Origin of the sequence: Paracoccus tegillarcae (genome assembly GCF_002847305.1) — a bacterium.
Classification (GTDB): domain Bacteria; phylum Pseudomonadota; class Alphaproteobacteria; order Rhodobacterales; family Rhodobacteraceae; genus Paracoccus; species Paracoccus tegillarcae.
The window spans coordinates 3666347-3682374 of the sequence record NZ_CP025408.1; the positions used below are offsets into that span (position 1 = coordinate 3666347).

The 16028-nt window shown below is 60.9% G+C and carries 16 protein-coding genes; all 16 read right to left on the reverse strand.

Going from position 1 to position 16028, the window contains the following annotated elements; translation table 11 throughout:
- Positions 1-26: 26 nt before the first annotated feature.
- The 16 genes from trmB to nuoG all read right to left on the reverse strand — a co-directional run bounded on the left by trmB (position 27) and on the right by nuoG (position 16020).
- Positions 27-755 (reverse strand): tRNA (guanosine(46)-N7)-methyltransferase TrmB, encoded by a 729-nt coding sequence (trmB, locus tag CUV01_RS17980; protein ID WP_101461671.1) that lies wholly within the window; start codon positions 753-755, stop codon positions 27-29.
- Positions 756-788: 33 nt separating this feature from the next.
- Positions 789-1595, reverse strand: a complete 807-nt coding sequence (locus CUV01_RS17985) for a hypothetical protein (protein WP_101461672.1) — start codon at positions 1593-1595, stop codon at positions 789-791.
- A gap of 12 nt (positions 1596-1607) precedes the next feature.
- Entirely contained in the window at positions 1608-3284 is a 1677-nt protein-coding gene (locus CUV01_RS17990; RefSeq protein ID WP_101461673.1) for a ribonuclease J, read from the reverse strand.
- Entirely contained in the window at positions 3277-4056 is a 780-nt protein-coding gene (locus tag CUV01_RS17995) for a type III pantothenate kinase (protein WP_101461674.1), read from the reverse strand. The genes CUV01_RS17990 and CUV01_RS17995 overlap by 8 nt, the downstream gene beginning before the upstream one ends.
- 4 nt (positions 4057-4060) lie before the next feature.
- Positions 4061-4834: a biotin--[acetyl-CoA-carboxylase] ligase gene (locus CUV01_RS18000; protein ID WP_101461675.1), complete on the reverse strand. Its 774-nt coding sequence runs from the start codon at positions 4832-4834 to the stop codon at positions 4061-4063.
- Positions 4827-6320, reverse strand: a complete 1494-nt coding sequence (gene nuoN, locus CUV01_RS18005; protein ID WP_101462214.1) for an NADH-quinone oxidoreductase subunit NuoN — start codon at positions 6318-6320, stop codon at positions 4827-4829. Before nuoN ends, CUV01_RS18000 begins: the two co-directional genes overlap by 8 nt.
- A gap of 10 nt (positions 6321-6330) precedes the next feature.
- Positions 6331-7902, reverse strand: coding sequence for an NADH-quinone oxidoreductase subunit M (locus tag CUV01_RS18010; RefSeq protein WP_101461676.1), 1572 nt, complete (start codon positions 7900-7902; stop codon positions 6331-6333).
- A gap of 6 nt (positions 7903-7908) precedes the next feature.
- Positions 7909-10062 carry an NADH-quinone oxidoreductase subunit L gene (gene nuoL / locus CUV01_RS18015; protein WP_101461677.1) on the reverse strand — a complete coding sequence of 718 codons (2154 nt, stop codon included), beginning with the start codon at positions 10060-10062 and terminating at the stop codon, positions 7909-7911.
- A gap of 4 nt (positions 10063-10066) precedes the next feature.
- A complete protein-coding gene (gene nuoK / locus CUV01_RS18020) occupies positions 10067-10372 on the reverse strand; it encodes an NADH-quinone oxidoreductase subunit NuoK (RefSeq protein ID WP_101461678.1) in 306 nt (101 codons plus the stop codon).
- Between the two features lie 62 nt (positions 10373-10434).
- Complete coding sequence (locus tag CUV01_RS18025) at positions 10435-11037, reverse strand: NADH-quinone oxidoreductase subunit J (RefSeq protein WP_101461679.1); 603 nt, start codon at positions 11035-11037, stop codon at positions 10435-10437.
- Positions 11034-11456 (reverse strand): carboxymuconolactone decarboxylase family protein, encoded by a 423-nt coding sequence (locus tag CUV01_RS18030; RefSeq protein WP_101461680.1) that lies wholly within the window; start codon positions 11454-11456, stop codon positions 11034-11036. The genes CUV01_RS18025 and CUV01_RS18030 overlap by 4 nt, the downstream gene beginning before the upstream one ends.
- A 31-nt stretch (positions 11457-11487) precedes the next feature.
- Positions 11488-11979 carry an NADH-quinone oxidoreductase subunit NuoI gene (gene nuoI / locus CUV01_RS18035; protein WP_101461681.1) on the reverse strand — a complete coding sequence of 164 codons (492 nt, stop codon included), beginning with the start codon at positions 11977-11979 and terminating at the stop codon, positions 11488-11490.
- On the reverse strand, positions 11979-12167 hold the full coding sequence (locus CUV01_RS18040; RefSeq protein WP_101461682.1) for a hypothetical protein: 189 nt from the start codon (positions 12165-12167) through the stop codon (positions 11979-11981). The genes nuoI and CUV01_RS18040 overlap by 1 nt, the downstream gene beginning before the upstream one ends.
- Entirely contained in the window at positions 12167-13201 is a 1035-nt protein-coding gene (gene nuoH / locus CUV01_RS18045; protein ID WP_101461683.1) for an NADH-quinone oxidoreductase subunit NuoH, read from the reverse strand. The genes CUV01_RS18040 and nuoH overlap by 1 nt, the downstream gene beginning before the upstream one ends.
- A gap of 18 nt (positions 13202-13219) precedes the next feature.
- Positions 13220-13966, reverse strand: a complete 747-nt coding sequence (locus CUV01_RS18050) for a hypothetical protein (RefSeq protein ID WP_101461684.1) — start codon at positions 13964-13966, stop codon at positions 13220-13222.
- Positions 13967-13995: 29 nt separating this feature from the next.
- Positions 13996-16020, reverse strand: coding sequence for an NADH-quinone oxidoreductase subunit NuoG (gene nuoG / locus CUV01_RS18055; RefSeq protein ID WP_101462215.1), 2025 nt, complete (start codon positions 16018-16020; stop codon positions 13996-13998).
- Positions 16021-16028 lie beyond the last annotated feature (8 nt).

A 16028-nucleotide genomic window follows, 5' to 3' on the forward strand; every position in this document is an offset into this window, starting at 1 on the left:
CCGCCAAAAATCTCGTCAGGTGGCCGTTAGGTCCTTTCCGCCGGGCTGCGCTGAAACGTCACGTAATGCGGTGTCCGCCCCTCGCGCAGTGCCTTCTGCTCGTAGCGGGTGCTGATCCAGTCATCCCAGGCCTCTGGCGTTTCGCTGATCAGATCAAAGCCCGCTTGGGGCACCTCTTCCAGGGTCTGGCGCACATAATCAGGGATATCGGTGGCGACGCGGAAGACACCGCCCGGCCGCATGACACGCGCCAGTGGCAGCAAATGTTCGGGCGTCACGAAACGGCGTCGATGATGCCGAGCCTTGGGCCATGGATCGGGATACATCAGGAAAGCGCGGTCGATGGATGCGTCGGGCAGCACGTCCATCAGATCGCGCGCATCGCCGGGATGAACGCTGACATTGGCGACACCCGCCGCGCGGATCTTGCCCAGCAGCATGGCCACGCCGTTGATGAACGGTTCACAACCGATCACCCCGATCTCGGGATAGCGTGCAGCCATGTGCACCATATGTTCGCCACCGCCAAAACCGACCTCCAGCCACAGCGGACGGTCGTCGCCAAAAATTGCGGCGGGGTCGATCTGGCTGCGATCAGGGTTGTCAGCAACCGTGATGCCGCGTGGCTGCAGATCGCCCAGGTCTTCGGACAGATATCCCTTTTGGCTTTGGCGCAAGGTCTTGCCTTGGCGGCGGCCATAAAAGTTGCGCCGGGGCGGGTTCGGGTCAAAGCCGGATTTGGGTGTATCGCTCATGGTGGCGGGATTTGCCCGTGCCGCGGCGCGGGGTCAAGCCCGACTGCGCTGACGCAAGACAATCAACACAAAGGCCAGCACATAGCCGATGATCCCGTAACAGGCCGACGCAAAGCCCATCTGGGGAATTTCCGTTCTGGTGCCAAGGGCGATCGGCATCACGACGACAGGGATCAGGACGGTCAGGCACAGGGTCAGCAATGCGTCCCCTCCGAGCCGGATCAAGCGGCCCGCCAAAATCGTCAGGATCAGCACCACGAACAACAGGATTGTGGTCGCCAGCAGGATCGACAGGCTGTCATCATCCCAACCAAGATAAAGCGCCGCGATGATTGTCGCGCCCGTGACCACCGATGCCAAGATGGGTAAAAAGCGCGTCACGGCGTAGCCCTTGCCCCTCAGGAACATGCCCAGCAGGACAGGCATCACGACCCACAGCAGCACATCCGTCCATAGCCATGGTGCATCGGCCATATTCATCAGTGGACCGCCAAGCACGGGCCATAACAGAACCGAAATCACCGTTCCGCCGATGATCAGTGTGGCAAGCAGCGGCAAGACCCCGCCAGAGATTGCTACCAGCGCCATCGCGGCCACCGAGGGCGGCGCAAGAAAGGCGATGACCAGCCCCGCCCCGGCAAACACGTCGATATCCCAATACCGAATCAACGGCTTGGCAAGCAGCAGCACGACAACAGGCACGACGATCAGCCGCAGAAGAAAGGCCAGCGAAATCGCCGGCCAATCATCGCGCCACTCCCACAAATGGCGGGGCTGCAAGGCCGCCCCTTGCGCCATCATCACGATGAAAAGGCCGGGCAGCAAAAGCGCGGTCAGCATTATGCGACCGCCCTAGTCAGCCATCAGCCTGCTGATGATCACGGAAACCTCGGGTTTCTTGCCGATTTCTTCCATGCAGACCTGACGGGTGATCTTGCGGATCGCCTCATCCATCTTGCCATCGTCGCGGACGGTGCGATCATCGGCACCCTCAAGGAATTCGGCCAGCTCGCCTTCGACATGGCTGGACAGATCATCGCCGCCACGGGTGCGATCTGGCAGGCCCATCAGTTCGACCCAGGCATCGGGCAGGACATTGTCTTCCTCGTCCACGATCACGCTGACCAGCGCGTGCCCATTCAGCGCCATGCGGATCCGGTCGCGGACAATCCCGTCCATGGCGCCGATCAGCACGCTGCCATCCAGATACAGACGGCCCGTCTCGACCTGATCGACGATCTTGGGTCGGTCGCCGCTCAGATCGGTGACATTGCCGTTGACGATGATTGCCGAGGCAATGCCCTTGCCCTGCGCCAGCTTCATGTGCTGGCGCAGATGCATATGCTCGCCATGCATGGGGATCACCATCTGCGGTTTCAGCAGGTCGTGGACGGCCTCGATATCGGGGCGGTTGGCATGGCCCGAAACGTGATAGGCCCCGTCATTATCGTCAAAGACATTCACCCCCAATTCGCTGAAGGCGTTCATGATGCGGATCACGCCACGCTCATTGCCGGGGATTGTCTTGGAACTGAACAGAAAGCTGTCGCCCTCTTTCAGCGAAAGTCCCAGATAGCGGCCGCGTGCCAGTTGCGCAGAGGCTGCACGGCGCTCGCCCTGACTGCCGGTGACGATCAGCATCACCTTGTCGCGCGGCAGGCCGGCGGCCTCTTCGGGACCGATCGTATCGGGGAAATCCGTCAGGATGCCGGTCTCGGTACCAACACCGACCATGCGGCGCATGGCGCGGCCCAGCAGACATACCTTGCGACCTGCGGCAGCGCCCGCATCGGCCAGCGTCTTCAACCGCGCAATGTTGCTGGCGAAGGTGGTCGTGACAACCAACCCTTTCTGCGCCAGGACCCACTCGGTGACGGGTTCGGCCAAGGTGGCCTCGGACCTGCCCGGATGCTTGCTGAAGATATTGGTTGAATCGCAGGTCAGCACCTTGACGCCCTGCCCTTCCTTGGCGATCTCGTGCCACAGCGCCGGGTCAAAGGCGTCGCCGACCACCGGGGTTCCGTCCAGCTTGAAATCGCCCGTATGGACGATGCGTCCAGCGGGCGTGTCGATGATCAAGGCACCGCTTTCGGGGATCGAGTGGCTGACCGGCACGAATTGCACCTTGAAGGGGCCGAGTTCGACCACTTCGGGCCGCGCAGCGACGATATTCACCGTATCCGCGGGCAAGCCCATTTCTTCCAGCTTCAACCGGGCCAGCGTGCCGGTGAACTGGCGCGCATAGATCGGGGCTTTCAGCTTGTTCCAAAGATAGCCCACAGCACCAACATGGTCTTCGTGACCATGGGTGATAAAGATACCCTCAAGCCGCTTCTTGTTCTGCTCGAGCCAACGCATGTCGGGCATGATCAGGTCGATGCCGGGCGATGTATCCATATCGCCAAAGGTCACGCCCAGATCGACCAGGATCAGCCGCTCCTTGCCCGGCGCGCCATATCCATAGACATAGGCGTTCATGCCGATTTCGCCCGCGCCGCCGAGCGGCAGATAGATTAGGCGCTCAGACATTTCCCGCCTCCTTGTTATAGTCATAAATTAAACGCAGTCCGTGAACCGTCAGATCGTCTTCGATCGCATCGAAGAGGTCAAACCCTTGATCGAACAGCGGCGCAAGCCCGCCGGTCGCGATCACCTTCAACGGTGCCTCGCGCTCGGCCTGAATGCGCCGGATCAACCCTTCGATCAGTCCGATATAGCCCCAGTATATGCCCGACTGGATACAGGCCACCGTATTGGTGCCGATTACCTTCTCGGGCATGGTCACATCCACATGAGGCAGCGCGGCCGCCGCCATGTGCAGCGCCTCCAGCGACAGGTTGACCCCGGGCGCGATCACCCCACCGATATAGGCCCCGTCGGTATCGACCAGATCCAGATTGGTCGCCGTCCCGAAATCGACGACGACGGAATTGCCGCCATGCCGGTCAAATGCGGCAACCGCATTGGCCAGCCGGTCTGGGCCAACCTTGGTGCCAGCGTCAACGCGCGGCTCAGTGGGCAGCAGACTTCCCGGGCGACCGACGACCACCGGGCGAGTGTTGAAATAGCGGTTACACAGCACGCGCAGATTGAACAGCACACGCGGCGCTGTGGTGCTGATGATGCAGGCGTCGATATCCAGATCGAAATGTCTCAGCCCGATCATCGTTTGCAGCCAGACGAAATATTCGTCGGCAGTGCGACGGTGATCCGTGCTGATCCGCCAATGGGACAGGAATTCCTTTCCGTCCCAGATCGAGAAAACGCTGTTGGTATTGCCGGTGTCGATGCAGAGCAGCATTTCGTCAGCCCCCCTGAAAATAGATGTCGGCAGCCGGGATCACCCTGCGGCCTTCGGATGTCTGCAGGATCAGCGCGCCGGTTTCGTCGATGCCGTCAAAACGGCCCGTCAAGCTGTCGCGACCGGTGCGGGCAATGATCGTTTCGCCCAGTTTCGCGGCGCGTGCCAGCCAGGCAGTGCGGATCGGGTCGAACCCGAAATCCTCCAGCTTTTTGTGCCAGGCCGCGAAAGCCGGCGCCAGCAGATCAAGAAATTCGTCCTGCGTGACCTGATGTCCGGTCTCTCCCAGAACACTGACGGGTGCGGTTGCCTCGGGTTCCAGCGTGGCCGGATCGGGTGCGGCTGCCAGATTGACGCCGATGCCGATGGCCAGGCTGTCAACGCCCTGCCCCTGGCCCATGCTTTCCAGCAGAATGCCCGCCACCTTGCCGCCATTCAGCAGCACATCATTGGGCCATTTGATCGCAATCCGGGCATAGGGCCCGCAAACCGCAGTCAGTGCCTGATCTAGGGCCAGCGCTGCAACAAAGGACAACTGCGCGGCCTGCGCAGGCCCACCCTCGGGACGCAGTACCAGCGTGGCCGCAAAATTATCTGCACCGCCAGACCAGCCCCGCCCGCGCCGGCCACGACCGGCCGTCTGCTCGCGTGTCATGATCCAGGTCGGCCCGCTCAGCGAGGGCGCCAGTCGCTGCGCCTCTGCATTGGTGCTGTCCACCCGCTCGACGACGTGCCGCGCGACGCCCTGCGGCCATTCAGAATCCGTGCCCTCAGTCAACGGGGGCCGGTTCTTCGACAACAGTCACGACAATCGTGCTGGCGTCCCCACCGACAAGCGAGCCGGCGGCATTGGCGGCGGCATCATCAACGCCGAACATGGTGGCTGCACCAAGCAGAACCGCGCCGGCAGATACGATCAGCGCGGCCATCTGCACCGGACCCATATTGCTGTCGATGCCGTCATTTTCTGCGCCGAAATACATGTAGTAGACGATGCGCAGATAATAGAAGGCACCGATGACCGAAGCCACGACACCTGCCACGGCCAACCAACCCATATTCGCCTCGACCGCAGCGGTCAGCACGCCGAACTTGGCAAAGAAGCCCAGCAGCGGCGGCACGCCCGCAAGGCTGAACATCAGGATCAGCATCGCAAGCGCCTTCAGCGGCTCAGCACTGGCAAAGCGGTTAAGGCTGGCCAGATCGGTGACAGGCCGGCCGTCGCGCTCCATCGACAGGATGAAGGCAAAAGCGCCGACATTCATCACGGCATAGATCGCCATATATTGCAGCATCGCAGCGACGCCCAACTCGGTGCCAGCCGCCAGACCGACCAGCGCGAAACCCATATGCGCGATCGAGCTATAGGCCATCAGTCGCTTGATATTGGTCTGGCCGATACCGGCGATCGACCCCAGGAACATTGACATGATCGCCAGCGCCGCAATGATCTGGCCCCAGTCCCCGGCAACGGTGCCGAATGCCTCGAACATCAGCCGCGCGATCAGGGCCATTGCGGCGACCTTGGGCGCGGTGGCAAAGAATGCGGTCACAGGCGTGGGCGACCCTTCATAGACGTCGGGCGTCCACATGTGGAACGGCACGGCACTGACCTTGAAGGCCAGACCGACCAGCAGAAAGACCATGCCGAACAGCAGCCCGATGGTCAGTTCGCCCGTCTGCACGGTGGTGATGATGCCGGCAAAGCTGGTGGTCCCTGCAAAACCGTAGACCAGCGAGGCACCATAAAGCAGCAGGCCCGAGGACAGCGCGCCAAGGACGAAATATTTCAGCCCGGCCTCGGAGGATTTGACGCTTTCACGACGCATGGCCGCGATCACGTAAAGAGCCAGCGATTGCAGTTCCAGTCCCATATAGAGTGACAGCAGATCGCCGGCAGATACCATGATCGACATGCCGACCGCTGCCAGCACGATCAGGATCGGGAATTCAAAGCGCAACAACCCGTGGCGCGTCATGTAATCGGCGCTCATTGCCAGAACGGCGGCCGCAGAGAGCAGGATGGTCACCTTGGCAAAACGCGCAAAGGCATCATCGATGAACATCACATGAAAGGCCGTCTGCTGCGGCCTGTCTGCCATGCCGATATAGAATCCGGTCAGCACCAGCACGGCGACGGTAATCCACATGATCGGGCGGGCAATCGCATCCTTGCCGAAATAGGCCCCGGCAAGCAACGCGGCCATCGCATAAATCGCCAGAAGGATCTCGGGCAACAGGGTCGAGAAATCGAGCGCGGTCATCTGGCTCTCCTCAATGTCCGGCATCCGCGGTGGCCGCATCGGCCACGGCGTCGCGCGGAGCAAGGTCATTCTGGACGGGCACGGACTGATGGACATCGTCCAGCAGCGCGGCAACCGAAGGTTCGGTAAAGTCGATCACCAGACGCGGATAAACGCCCAGGATCAATGTCAGCGCGATCAGCGGTGCAAAGATCCACTTTTCGCGCGGCGTCATGTCGGTGATCGTTTTCAGGCTTTCCTTGATCAGCGCGCCAAGAGCGACGCGACGATAGAGCCACAGACCGTAGGCCGCCGACAGGATCACGCCGGTCGCGGCCACCGTGGCGACCCAGGTATTGGCGCGGAAGGCACCCAGCAAGGTCAAAAATTCGCCCACGAAGCCTGACGATCCCGGCAAACCCACATTGGCAAGCGTGAAGAACATGAAAACCAGCGCATAAGCCGGCATCCGGTTGACCAGACCGCCATAGGCGTCGATCTCGCGCGTGTGCATCCGGTCGTAGATCACGCCGACGCACAGGAACAGCGCCGCCGAGATAAAGCCGTGCGACAGCATCTGAAAGATCGCCCCGTTCAGCCCTGCCTGGTTCATCGCGAAGATGCCCATGGTGACATAACCCATATGCGCGACCGAACTATAGGCGATCAGCTTTTTCATATCGGTCTGCACCAGCGCCACCAGCGAGGTATAGACGACCGCAATCGCCGACATCCACAAGACGACAGGCTGAAAGATCTCGGATGCGACCGGGAACATCGGCAACGAAAAGCGCAGAAAGCCGTAACCACCCATCTTCAGCAGCACAGCGGCCAGCACGACCGAACCGGCGGTGGGTGCCTGAACGTGCGCGTCGGGCAACCAGGTGTGGACCGGCCACATCGGCATCTTGACCGCAAAGCTGGCAAAGAAGGCCAGGAACAGCAGGGTCTGCGTGCCACCGATGATGGTCCAGCCCAGGAAACCCAATGGCTCGGACGAGAAGTCAAAGCGCAACAGCGCCTCGATATCCGTCGTACCGGCTGCGCGATACATCACGATCATCGCAACCAGCATCAGCACCGAGCCAAGGAAGGTATAAAGAAAGAACTTGAAGGCCGCATAGATCCGGTTGGCGCCGCCCCAGATACCGATGATCAGGAACATCGGGATCAGGCCTGCCTCGAAGAAAAGATAGAACAGGATCAGATCCAGCGCCGTAAAGACGCCGATCATCAGCCCTTCCAGCAGCAGAAAGGCGATCATGTATTCCTTGACCCGGTCTGTCACCTGCCAGGTCGACAGGATCGTCAGCGGCATCAGGAACGTCGTCAGCAGCACGAACAGGACCGAGATCCCGTCCACGCCCATCTTGTAGCGCAGCCCCATGACCCAGGGCTGGTCTTCCACGAACTGAAAGCCCGTATCCGCCGGGTTAAAGCCGAACAGCAGGAACAGGCTGATCAGAAAGGTCGCGCCAGTGGCGATCAGCGCCAGCCATTTGGCGTTTTTCTGCGCCGCCTCATCATTGCCGCGCAGGAACAGCGCCAGAATGGCGGCTGCGACAATCGGCAGGAAGGTGATGATGGAAAGAAGGTTCGTCATATTGGATCATACGCCCCGCATCATCACCCAGATCAAAAGACCCACGATCCCCAGCACCATCGCAAAGGCATAGTGGAACAGATAGCCAGACTGCACGCGCCCGGCAAAACGGGTCAGACGCGGGATCAATCCCATTGCCAGCCCGTTGATGGCGCCGTCGATAACGCGCCCATCGCCGCCCGTCCACAGGGCTTTGCCCAACCATTTGGCCGGACGCACGAAAATCACTTCGTAGATCTCGTCGAAATACCACTTGTTCAACAAGAAGCGGTACAAGGCGGGCTGCGCTGCGGCCAACCGCACCGGCGTTTCCGGGCTGCGGATATAAAAGATCCAGGCCACCAGCAGACCGCCAAGCATGGCGATAAACGGTGACACCTTGACCCATTTCGGGGAATGGTGGGCCTCATCCAGCACATGGTTATAGGGTGCCATGTAGATCGCCCCACCCATCGCCTCGGGCGTTTCCGTCGCCGCGACGATCAGGCCGTCGCCATGTTCTTCACCGGCTTCCGCGCCCGCGGCGGGTGTCTCTTCCGCGCTGTGATCGGCATCCGCTGCGGCAGTCTCGGCTGCGGCGGGTTCACCCTCGGTCTCAGTAGCCTCGCCGCGACCACCTTCTGCCGTGGCCTCGGCATGATGGATGCCAAAGAACGCGTTTACCCGGTCATGGCTGCCAAAGAACGGCTGATACCAGATCATCCCGGCAAAGATCGCACCAGCGGCCAGCACGCCCAGGGGAATGGTCATCACACGAGGCGATTCGTGGGCATGCTCATGCGCGTGCATATCGCCACGTGGCTTGCCCCAGAAGGTCATGAACATCAGCCGCCAGCTGTAGAAACTGGTAAAGGCCGCTGCGATCACCAGCATCCAGAACGCATAGCTGCTGCCGGCGAATGCGCTTTCAATCACCGCATCCTTCGAAAGGAAGCCGGCAAAGCCGATGGTGGTCAGCGGAATACCGACCCCGGTAATGGCCAATGTGCCGATCAGCATAGTCCAGAAGGTCACGGGGATCTTTTTGCGCAGACCGCCATAATTCCGCATGTCCTGTTCGTGGTGCATCGCGTGGATCACCGAACCGGCGCAGAGAAACAGCAGCGCCTTGAAGAAAGCATGCGTGAACAGGTGGAACATGGCCACTGAATAGACGCCGACACCCGCGGCCACGAACATGTAACCCAGCTGCGAGCAGGTCGAATAGGCGATGACGCGCTTGATGTCGTTTTGCACCAGTCCCACGGTGGCGGCGAAAAAGGCCGTGGTCGCGCCGACGATGACGACGAACATCTTGGCTTCGGGTGCGAATTCGAACAGCGGCGACATGCGGCAGACCAGAAAGACACCGGCGGTGACCATGGTTGCGGCGTGGATCAGGGCTGACACGGGCGTCGGGCCCTCCATCGCGTCGGGCAGCCATGTGTGCAGGAACAGCTGCGCCGATTTACCCATCGCACCGATGAACAGCAGCACCGCCAGCAGGTTGGCTGCGTTCCAGTCACGCCACAGGAAATGGATATCCGTCTGCGCCAGTTCGGGCACGGCGGCAAAGATGCTGTCGAACTGGATCGAGCCGGTCAGCCAGAAGATGCCGAAGATCCCCAGCAGAAAGCCAAAGTCACCAACGCGGTTGACGATAAAGGCCTTCATAGCGGCCGCATTCGCGCTTGGCTTGCGGTAGTAAAAGCCGATCAGCAGGTAGGATGCGACGCCCACGCCTTCCCAGCCAAAGAACATCTGCAACAGGTTGTCGGCGGTCACCAGCATCAGCATGGCAAAGGTAAAGAACGACAGATAGGCAAAGAAGCGCGCCTTGTAATGCTCGTCTTCTACCCAGTTCTCGTCATGCGCCATGTAGCCAAGCGAATACATGTGCACCAGCGCCGAGACCGTGGTGACGACGATCAGCATGATCGCGGTCAGCCGGTCGACGCGGATCGCCCATTGGCTGGTGAAATCGCCCGAGGTGACCCAATCCATGATCGGCACGGTATAGGTCACACCGTCAAAGGTCAGGAACACAACCCAGCTCAGCAGCGCGCAGAGGAACAGGACGCCTGTTGTCAGATATTGCGCGGCCTGTTCGCCAATAACGCGCCAGCCGAAACCGGCAATGATGGCAGCGATAAGCGGGCCAAAGAGAATGATGCTTGTCATGATCTCAGCCCTTCATCACGTTGACGTCTTCGACCTCGATGGTCCCGCGATTGCGGAAGAACACCACCAGAATGGCCAGCCCGATGGCGGCCTCTGCGGCGGCCACGGTCAGGATGAACATGGTGAATATCTGCCCCGTCAGGTCGCCCAGATGCGCCGAGAACGCCACGAAGTTGATGTTCACCGCCAGCAGCATCAGTTCGATCGACATCAGGATGACGATGACGTTCTTTCGGTTCACAAAGATGCCGAAAATGCCGGTGACGAACAGGATCGCCCCCACGACAAGGTAATGTGTCAAACCAATCATCGTCTCATGTCCCTCCGGTCAGTTCCGCCGGTTTCGTCTTATTTTGTATCGGAGCCGGGGGCTTACAGCCCCTGCCCCGGTTTCACGTCGCGCAGTTCCATCGCCTTGGCCGGATCGCGGTACATCTGCGCCAGCACATCCTGACGCTTGATGTCGCGGCGGTGGCGCAGGGTCAGCACGATTGCGCCGATCATGGCGACCAGCAGGATCAGACCGGCCAGTTGGAACGGCAGCAGATAGCGGTCATAGAGGATCAGACCGATCGAATGTGTGTTCAGCGTATTCGCGATAATCGGGGCCTCGCGCAGCGCCTGCGCCTGCTCTGCCGATTGCCAGGCGCCCAACCCGATGGCCAGCTGCGCCAGCAGAATCAGGGCGATCAGCGCACCAAGCGGCAGATAGCGCGCGAATTCACCGCGCAATTCCGCGAAATCGACGTCCAGCATCATCACGACGAACAGGAACAGAACCGCGACCGCACCGACATAGACGATGATCAGCAGCATCGCGACGAATTCCGCACCTTGCAGCACGAAGAGACCCGAAGCCGACAGAAAGGCCAGGATCAGCCACAGCACCGAATGGACCGGGTTGCGCGCGGTGACGACCATCAGCCCGGCAATGCAGGCGCTGACGGCGAACAGATAGAATGCGAATGTCATCATGTCGTTTCGTCCTCTGCGCCCTTGTCCGTTTCCGCGAACACGCCCTGCGCCAGTTCCAGTGCCTTTTGCATCGCTGGCAGCCCGCCGAACATCCCCATCTGATAGATCACCTCGGCAATCTCGCGACGGGTCGCGCCGGCCTCTAGCGCATGACGGATGGTCAGACGCAGTTGCGGTTCCGCATGGGCGCCCTGAACGGTCATGGCGGCGATGGTCACCAGCAGCCGCGTGCGCGCATCCAGCCCGTCGCGGTTGAAGGTCCGACCGAACCACATTTCCAGCATGTCCGACGGCATGGTCGGGAACATTTTTTCAAAGGCCCGCGTATCCAAATTTTCCAGGGCAGGATTAAAGGAGCGCGCCATTTCCTGGCTCGATTCCATCATCTGCTGGAACAGTTTCTGAAAAGCGTCGGTCATGCCGCCCCTCCCTGATATGCCCTTGGGCCGCTCATCTGTATGGCGCGTCGATGGCAAGGTTGCGGGCGATCTCGGCTTCCCAACGGGCGCCGTTATCCAGAAGCTTGGCCTTGTCGTAGAACAATTCCTCGCGGGTCTCGGTCGCGAATTCGAAATTCGGCCCCTCGACAATGGCATCGACCGGGCAGGCCTCCTGGCAGAAGCCGCAATAGATGCATTTGGTCATGTCGATGTCATAGCGCGTCGTTCGGCGCGAGCCGTCGTCGCGCGGTTCGGCATCGATGGTGATGGCCTGGGCCGGGCAGATCGCCTCGCAGAGTTTACAGGCGATGCAGCGTTCCTCGCCGTTGGGATAGCGGCGCAATGCATGCTCACCGCGAAAACGCGGGCTGAGCGGGCCCTTTTCATGCGGATAGTTCAGCGTGGCCTTGGGGGCGAAAAAGTATTTCAACCCCAGCCCGAAGCCTTTGATGAAATCCCACATCAGAAAATATTTTGTGGCGCGTGCGACGTCGATGGCCATCAGAAGCGCTCCTTTCCCTTGGGCGCGGCGAAGCGGTCGAATGCCGCCACGATCTGACGCACAAAGGCACTGTCCTGGGCATGTGAGCCCTGATCAAGGTTAATGGCCAGAAAATGGGCCAATTCAACCTTGTCGGCTTCCGAGGCGATGGCCAGCATTTCCGCGATCTTGTTGTGATAGTCGGACATTATTGCACCCCTGCGTAGCGGGCCCAGAAGGTCCCGAAGACTTCGAACTTCGCCAGGAAGGCCACGATCACAACCCAGGCCAGGGACAGGGGCAGGAACACCTTCCAGCCGATCCGCATCAACTGGTCATAACGATAACGCGGCACGATGGCCTTCACCATGGCGAAGATGAAAAAGAAGAACCACATCTTCAGAACCATCCAGAACGCGCCATCCGCGATGAAGGGCACAGGCGACAGCCAGCCGCCAAAGAACAGCACGCTGGTCAGCGCGCACATCAGGAACATGGCGATATATTCACCGGCCATGAACAGCAGATAGGGCGTCGAGGAATATTCGACCATGAAGCCTGCAACCAGTTCCGATTCGGCCTCGGGCAGGTCAAAGGGCGGACGGTTGGTTTCGGCCAGCGCCGAAATGAAGAACAGCACCACCATCGGGAAATGCGGCAGCCAGTACCACGACAGGATCCCTGCCCCGCGCTGCGCCTCGACAATCACCGACATGTTCATCGAGCCGGTCGAGATGATCACCCCGATGATGATCAGACCCATGCTGACCTCGTAGGAAATCATCTGCGCAGCCGAGCGCAGAGAGCCCAGGAACGGGTATTTCGAGTTGGAGGCCCAGCCCCCCATGATCACGCCGTAAACTTCCAGCGACGACACGGCAAAGATGAACAGGATGCCGACATTCAGATTCGACATCACCCAGCCATCGGCAAAAGGGATGGCGACAAACGCCGTCAGCGCCAGCGTCATCGACAGGAACGGTGCCAGAAAATAGACGAACTTGTCGGCGCCCGCCGGCACGACGATTTCCTTGACCACATATTTCAGTGCGTCGGCAAAGGTTTGAAGCAAGCCCCAGGGACCGACCACGTTCGGACCGCGCCGCATCTGCACGGCGGCCCAGATCTTGCGGTCGCCGTAAACCATGAAGATCAGCGAACCCATCACAAAGGCAATGACGGCCAGACCCTGCGCCAGCATGATCAGCGAAAACCCAAGGGGGGATGCCCAGAACTCTGTCATTTCCCTCTGTCCCTCTCGTTATGCCGCGGGAATGCCGCGGTCCCTGCATTCGCGCAAGGTTTGATTGGTTTCCATCACACGTAGCCCAAGCGGCTGCTCGTCCGACAGCATGTAAACGGCGCCGATCACCAAGGCTCCGCCGCGCTCGTCTTGCAGGGTGCGGATGTGGCGCGCATAAGGCGTGCCCTGATCCTTGGCCCACTTGGCCAGCGCGCAGGTGGCATACGAAAAGGCGATATCGTCGTCCACCCCCTCGCGCAAATTGGCCGAAACTTCAACCAGATCAGAGGCCAGGTCGGGCGAAATCCTGGTGATGCGAACGCCCCGGAAATCCGCCGCGTCCAGCGTCGCATCGCCGTCTGCCTCTGGCAGCGCGGGGCCGCGTTGGGCAACAAATTCCTGCATTGCGATATCGCGCGCCGTCGGCCCCTCGCGGCGCACCCCTTTGGCGATCACACCATCCCATGCCGGGCTGCTGCCATCGCGCAAGGCTGCCATTTGCCGATCGGTTTGCAGGATCGCCTGACGCCCTGCCGCTGAATCAAGCTGCATGGAGGTGACGCTGCCATCGGCTTCGAGAATCAGGATCTCGCCGGATTTGGTCGAGACCCGGGCCTGAGCGATCGGTGATGCACCCTGCTGGTGATTGGGGTCCGCCAGCGCCACGCTGACTTGCTCTGGCTTGGCCTTGGGCCGCTCGGCCAGCCCCTCGCCTTTACCCCCGCAACCCGCAACCAACGCGAGCAGCGCGGCGGAAAGAAGCATGGGCTGGCCTGAGGCTGGCATCATCGGCGTTACTCTGCGGCCATGGGTTGCTGTTTGCGCGCGGCGGCCATGGCCGACAACTCACCCATCAAGGGCGAGGATCGCGCGATCGGGTTGGTCAGATAGAAATCGCGGATGGCATAGGTGAAATTGCCGGACCCCGGCTTTTTCGCCTTGATCGGCTGCCACTCGTTTTCCGGCACCTGATCAACCTGGGCCAGATGCGGGGCCGCCTCGATCAGCGCGCGGCGCAATGCCGCCATGCTGTCCCAGGGCAGTTTCGCGTCCATTTCCGCGGATAGTGCGCGCAATATGGCCCAGTTTTCCTTGGCCTCGCCCGGCGCAAAATTCGCGCGCAGGGCAAGTTGCGGCCGACCCTCGGTGTTGACGAAGAGGCCGTTTTCCTCGGTATAGCAGGCGCCCGGCAGGATCACATCGGCACGATGCGCGCCGCGGTCACCATGGCTGCCCTGATAGATCACAAAGGGACCATCGGCGATCTCGACCTCATCGGCACCCAGATTAAAGACCACTTCGGCCTCGTCCAGCGCGGCCTCGAGCCCGCCATGAGTGGCTGCGCCCACATCCATCGCGCCGACGCGCGCGGCGGCTGTGTGCAGGATCAGCAACTTAGAGTTGGTGTTCTCGACCAGCTTCATTGCATGGGCCAGAACCGCTTCGCCATCCGCGCCTTGAATCGCGCCCTGCCCGACAATGACCAGCGTGGGTTTGTCGCGGGTGTCCTGACTGATCTCGCGATCCGAAAGGCTCTCCAACGCAGCCCGGTCGGTGCCGACATGGGCGTATTCATAGGTCAGATCGACCGGTTCACCCACCAGTCCGATCTGCGCACCACGCGCCCAGGCAGCGCGGATGCGGCTGTTCAGCACCGGCGCCTCATCGCGCGGATTGGTGCCGATCAGCTGGATCATCTCGGCATTGTCGATATCCTCGATCCGCGCCGTCCCGGCATAGGCCGAACGGTTCCCGATGGGCAGCTTGGCCCCGTCGGTTCGGCATTCCACGCGGCCACCCAGACCGTCGACGATCAGTTGCTTGAGGCTGAACGCTGCCTCGACCGGCACCAGATCACCGATAAGGCCGGCGACACGCTTGCCCTGCATCGCGCTGGCAGCGGCGGCCAGAGCCTCGGGCCAGGTGGCGGCCCGCAGCTTGCCATTTTCACGGATATAGGGCTTGTCCAACCTTTGCCGGCGCAAGCCATCCCAGACAAACCGGGTCTTGTCGTTGATCCATTCCTCGTTCACGCCGTCATGGTTGCGCGGCAGGATACGCATGACCTCGCGGCCTTTGGTATCAACGCGGATATTGCTGCCAAGCGCGTCCATCACGTCGATGGTCTCGGTCTTGGACAATTCCCACGGGCGGGCCGTGAAGGCGTAGGGCTTGCTGACCAGCGCGCCAACCGGGCAAAGATCGATGATATTGCCCTGCAGGTTCGAACTCAGTGTCTGATCCAGATAGCTGGTGATCTCTGCATCCTCGCCACGGCCGGTCTGGCCCATCTGGTGAATGCCGGCGACCTCGGTCGTGAACCGCACACAGCGCGTGCAGGAAATGCAGCGCGTCATATGGGTTTCGACCAGCGGCCCAAGGTTCAGGTCCTCGGTCGCGCGCTTGGGTTCACGGTAACGGCTGAAATCAATGCCGTAGGCCATCGCCTGATCCTGCAGATCGCATTCGCCGCCCTGATCGCAGATCGGGCAATCCAGCGGGTGGTTGATCAGCAGGAACTCCATCACGCCCTCGCGGGCCTTCTTGACCATGGCGCTGTTGGTCTTGATCTGGGGCGGTTGCCCCTCTGGTCCGGGGCGCAGATCCTTGACCTGCATCGCGCAAGAGGCCGCGGGCTTGGGCGGGCCGCCCACCACCTCGACCAGACACATGCGGCAATTGCCCGCGATGGACAGACGCTCGTGATAGCAGAAGCGCGGAATTTCAATACCAACCTGTTCGCAGGCCTGTATCAGGGTCAGGTTGGGATCGACCTCGATCTCCAGCCCGTCGATGATGATTTTCCGCGGTTCGGCCATCATGTCAC

Excerpts from the sequence above, each read along its gene's own strand:
- CUV01_RS18030 (WP_101461680.1), bottom strand. The coding sequence starts at position 11,456 with ATGACCGACGCTTTTCAGAAACTGTTCCAGCAGATGATGGAATCGAGC.
- nuoL (WP_101461677.1), bottom strand. The coding sequence starts at position 10,062 with ATGACAAGCATCATTCTCTTTGGCCCGCTTATCGCTGCCATCATTGCC.
- nuoN (WP_101462214.1), bottom strand. The coding sequence starts at position 6,320 with ATGACCGCGCTCGATTTCTCGACCCTGTTGCCCGAGATCCTTCTGGCG.
- CUV01_RS17995 (WP_101461674.1), bottom strand. The coding sequence starts at position 4,056 with ATGCTGCTCTGCATCGACACCGGCAATACCAACAGCGTTTTCTCGATC.
- CUV01_RS18040 (WP_101461682.1), bottom strand. The coding sequence starts at position 12,167 with ATGTCCGACTATCACAACAAGATCGCGGAAATGCTGGCCATCGCCTCG.
- trmB (WP_101461671.1), bottom strand. The coding sequence starts at position 755 with ATGAGCGATACACCCAAATCCGGCTTTGACCCGAACCCGCCCCGGCGC.
- nuoG (WP_101462215.1), bottom strand. The coding sequence starts at position 16,020 with ATGGCCGAACCGCGGAAAATCATCATCGACGGGCTGGAGATCGAGGTC.
- CUV01_RS18050 (WP_101461684.1), bottom strand. The coding sequence starts at position 13,966 with ATGCTTCTTTCCGCCGCGCTGCTCGCGTTGGTTGCGGGTTGCGGGGGT.
- CUV01_RS17985 (WP_101461672.1), bottom strand. The coding sequence starts at position 1,595 with ATGCTGACCGCGCTTTTGCTGCCCGGCCTTTTCATCGTGATGATGGCG.
- nuoI (WP_101461681.1), bottom strand. The coding sequence starts at position 11,979 with ATGGCCATCGACGTCGCACGCGCCACAAAATATTTTCTGATGTGGGAT.
- nuoH (WP_101461683.1), bottom strand. The coding sequence starts at position 13,201 with ATGACAGAGTTCTGGGCATCCCCCCTTGGGTTTTCGCTGATCATGCTG.
- nuoK (WP_101461678.1), bottom strand. The coding sequence starts at position 10,372 with ATGATTGGTTTGACACATTACCTTGTCGTGGGGGCGATCCTGTTCGTC.
- CUV01_RS18010 (WP_101461676.1), bottom strand. The coding sequence starts at position 7,902 with ATGACGAACCTTCTTTCCATCATCACCTTCCTGCCGATTGTCGCAGCC.
- CUV01_RS18025 (WP_101461679.1), bottom strand. The coding sequence starts at position 11,037 with ATGATGACATTCGCATTCTATCTGTTCGCCGTCAGCGCCTGCATTGCC.
- CUV01_RS17990 (WP_101461673.1), bottom strand. The coding sequence starts at position 3,284 with ATGTCTGAGCGCCTAATCTATCTGCCGCTCGGCGGCGCGGGCGAAATC.